Here is a 3,715-nt window from a genome sequence, read left to right on the forward strand (position 1 = left end):
AGCGGCTACGAACTGTGCGAGAACACCCCCCTGCGCAAGGGCAGCGAGGAATACCTCCACTCCGAGAAGTACCAGCTCCGCCCCCGCGACTGGACCGCCGCCGAACGCGAGGGCCTCACCATCACCCCCCTGATCACCCAGCTCAACGCCGTCCGGCGGGCGAATCCGGCCCTGCGGCAGTTGCGTGACCTCCACTTCCACCACGCGGACAAGGAAGCGGTGATCGCGTACTCGAAGCGAAGCGGTTCGAACACGGTTCTGGTGGTCGTCAACCTCGACCCGCACCACACCCAGGAGGCCACGGTCTCGTTGGACATGCCGCAACTCGGCCTGGACTGGCACGAGTCGGTGCCGGTGCGCGACGAGCTCACCGGCGAGACCTATCACTGGGGCAGGGCGAACTACGTGCGTCTCGAACCGGGCACTCGTCCCGCGCACATCCTCACCGTCCTGCGACCGTCCACCCCGCAGATCGGAGGGTCACCCACAAAATGATCGTCAACGAGCCCGTTCAGGACACCTTCGAGGACACGCCTGCCAAGGATCGTGACCCGGATTGGTTCAAGCGCGCCGTCTTCTACGAGGTCCTGGTCCGTTCCTTCCAGGACTCCAACGGCGACGGTGTCGGCGACCTCAAGGGCCTGACCGCCAAACTCGACTACCTGCAATGGCTCGGCGTCGACTGCCTGTGGCTGCCGCCTTTCTTCAAGTCACCCCTCAGGGACGGCGGTTACGACGTCTCCGACTACACGTCCGTGCTGCCCGAGTTCGGTGACCTCGCCGATTTCGTGGACTTCGTGGACTCGGCGCATCAGCGCGGTATGCGGGTCATCATCGACTTCGTCATGAACCACACCAGCGACCAGCACCCGTGGTTCCAGGAGTCGAGAAAGGACCCGGACGGCCCCTACGGCGACTACTACGTCTGGGCCGACGACGACAAGGCCTACGCCGACGCCCGCATCATCTTCGTCGACACCGAGGCCTCCAACTGGACCTTCGACCCGGTCCGCAAGCAGTACTTCTTCCACCGCTTCTTCTCCCACCAACCGGACCTCAACTACGAGAACCCGACCGTGCAGGAGGAGATCCTCTCGGCGCTGAAGTTCTGGCTGGACCTGGGAATCGACGGATTCCGGCTGGACGCCGTGCCGTATCTGTACGCGGAAGAGGGCACGAACTGCGAGAACCTCCCCGCGACCCATGAATTCCTCAGGCGGGTGCGCAAGGAGATCGACGCGCAGTACCCGGACACGGTGCTGCTGGCGGAGGCCAACCAGTGGCCGGAGGACGTCGTCGACTACTTCGGCGACTTCCGAAGCGGTGGCGACGAATGCCACATGGCGTTCCACTTCCCGGTCATGCCGCGCATCTTCATGGCCGTACGGCGGGAATCCCGCTACCCGGTCTCGGAAATCCTCGCCAAGACGCCGGCCATCCCCTCCGGCTGCCAGTGGGGCATCTTCCTGCGCAACCACGACGAGCTGACCCTGGAAATGGTCACCGACGAAGAGCGCGACTACATGTACGCGGAGTACGCCAAGGACCCGCGGATGCGCGCCAACATCGGCATCCGGCGCCGACTGGCCCCGCTGCTCGACAACGACCGCAACCAGATCGAGCTGTTCACCGCCCTGCTGCTGTCGCTGCCCGGCTCGCCGATCCTCTACTACGGCGACGAGATCGGCATGGGCGACAACATCTGGCTCGGCGACCGCGACGCCGTCCGCACCCCCATGCAGTGGACCCCGGACCGCAACGCCGGCTTCTCCTCCAGCGACCCCGGGCGGCTCTTCCTGCCCACGATCATGGACCCCGTCTACGGCTACCAGGTGACGAACGTCGAGGCGTCCATGTCCTCGCCGTCCTCTCTCCTGCACTGGACGCGCCGCATGATCGAGATCCGGAAACAGAACCCGGCCTTCGGACTCGGTTCCTACACGGAACTCCAGTCGTCGAATCCGGCCGTGATCGCGTTCCTGCGTGAATACGAGGACGATCTCGTGCTGTGCGTGAACAACTTCTCCCGCTTCGCGCAGCCGACGGAACTGGATCTCCGCAGGTTCAACGGGCGGCATCCGGTCGAGCTGTCCGGCGGGGTGCGATTCCCGGCCATCGGTGAACTGCCGTACTTGCTGACGCTCGGCGGCCACGGCTTCTACTGGTTCCGGCTGCGCAAGGACGCCGTCTGAGAGCCCGGGCGGGGCGGTTTCCGCCGCCCCGCCCGGGGCACGCATCAGTAACCACCCCGACCGGCCCGGGGAAAGGACGTGACGCCATGTCGAAAGCCGTCACCCGCACCCTCACGACCCCTCCAGGTCTCCTCGCCTCGCTGGACCCACTGCTGCGGGAGTGGCTGCCACGGCAGCGCTGGTTCGCGGGCAAGGGACGTCCGGTCACCGGGTTCTCGCTGGTGGCGGCCACCGAGCTGCTGCCGCCCGGCGGCAAGCTGGGCCTGTACCACCTGCTCGTGCGCGCGCACCAGGCCCTCGCGCCGGTGCCGGGCGCACCCGAGCAGCCCGCGGACTGCTACCAGCTCCTCATAGGCGACCGCGAGGCGCTGCCGCCCCGCCTCGCGCCCGCCCTGATCGGCCACGTGGCCAAGGGCCCGCTCGCCGGACGCACGGTGTACGACGCGCTGTACGACACCCGTCCCCCCGAGCTGCTCCTGGAGGCGCTGCGCACCGGGGCCCGGATCGGCGTACTGCGCTTCGAACGCGACGCGGGCCAGGACATCCGGTCCGGTCTGGTGCCGCGCCTGGTCACCTCCGAACAGTCCAACTCGTCGGTCGTCTACGGCGATACGTTCATCCTGAAGCTGTTGCGCCGGGTCGTGCCCGGGGTCAACCCCGACCTGGAGCTGCCGCTGGCGCTGGCCCGGGAGGGCTGCGACCGGGTGCCCGCGCCGACGGCGTGGATCGGGGCGGAGCTGGCGGGCGACTCGTACGTCCTCGGGGTGCTGCAGCCGTTCGTGCAGGGCGCCGCGGACGGCTGGGAGCTGGCGCTGCGCGAGCTGGCCAAGGGCGAGGACTTCGCCGCGGCGGCCCGGGCGCTCGGGCGCGCGACCGCCGAGGTGCACACCGCGCTGGCCCGCACCCTGCCGACCGTCACGCTGGGGCACACGCAGGTGCGGCAGCTGGTCGACGGCATGGTCGAGCGGCTGGAGGCGGCCGCGCAGGCCGTGCCCGCGCTGCGGCCGTACGCCCCCGGTCTGCGCTCGGCCTTCGCGGCGCTGGCCGACCTGGCCGCCGACGGGTGCACCTGGACCGCCCAGCGCATCCACGGCGACCTGCATCTCGGGCAGTGCCTGCGCTCGCCGGCCGGTCAGTGGTGGCTGATCGACTTCGAGGGCGAGCCGTCGAGGCCGCTGGCCGAACGGCGGATGCCGCAGCCACCGGTGCGGGACGTCGCGGGCATGCTGCGTTCCTTCGACTACGCGGCCCACTCGGCCGACCCGCCCGTACCCGGCTGGGCCGACACCTGCCGGGCCGCCTACTGCGCCGGGTACGCGCAGGTCAGCGGCGCCGATCCACGGACCGATCCGGTGCTGCTGCGCGCGTACGAGACCGACAAGGCGATCTACGAGGTCGTCTACGAGGCCCGTCACCGGCCCGACTGGCTCCCGGTGCCGCTGTCCGCCATAAGCCGCCTCGCCGCGGACGCCGGCACCCCCGCTACCTCCACTCCCCTCTCTCCCCCTGCGCCTAGGAGGCCC

2 protein-coding genes and 1 pseudogene are annotated in these 3,715 nt (G+C 69.2%); all 3 read left to right on the forward strand.

The features are described from left to right. Nucleotides 1-495: pseudogene (locus L0P92_RS42965) on the forward strand (alpha-1,4-glucan--maltose-1-phosphate maltosyltransferase); the annotation flags it as partial. Beyond that, nucleotides 492-2,192, forward strand: a complete 1,701-nt coding sequence (gene treS, locus L0P92_RS42970) for a maltose alpha-D-glucosyltransferase (protein ID WP_234768570.1) — start codon at nucleotides 492-494, stop codon at nucleotides 2,190-2,192. The pseudogene L0P92_RS42965 and the gene treS, both read left to right, overlap by 4 nt. A gap of 86 nt (nucleotides 2,193-2,278) precedes the next feature. Next, a partial coding sequence (locus L0P92_RS42975) for a maltokinase N-terminal cap-like domain-containing protein (RefSeq protein ID WP_234768571.1) occupies nucleotides 2,279-3,715 on the forward strand: 1,437 nt, incomplete at its 3' end.

Origin of the sequence: Streptomyces muensis (assembly GCF_021474425.1) — a bacterium.
Classification (GTDB): Bacteria; Actinomycetota; Actinomycetes; order Streptomycetales; family Streptomycetaceae; genus Streptomyces; species Streptomyces muensis.

What these genes read in the sequence shown, in the direction of transcription:
- treS (WP_234768570.1), top strand. Translation starts at nt 492, where the DNA reads ATGATCGTCAACGAGCCCGTTCAGGACACCTTCGAGGACACGCCTGCC.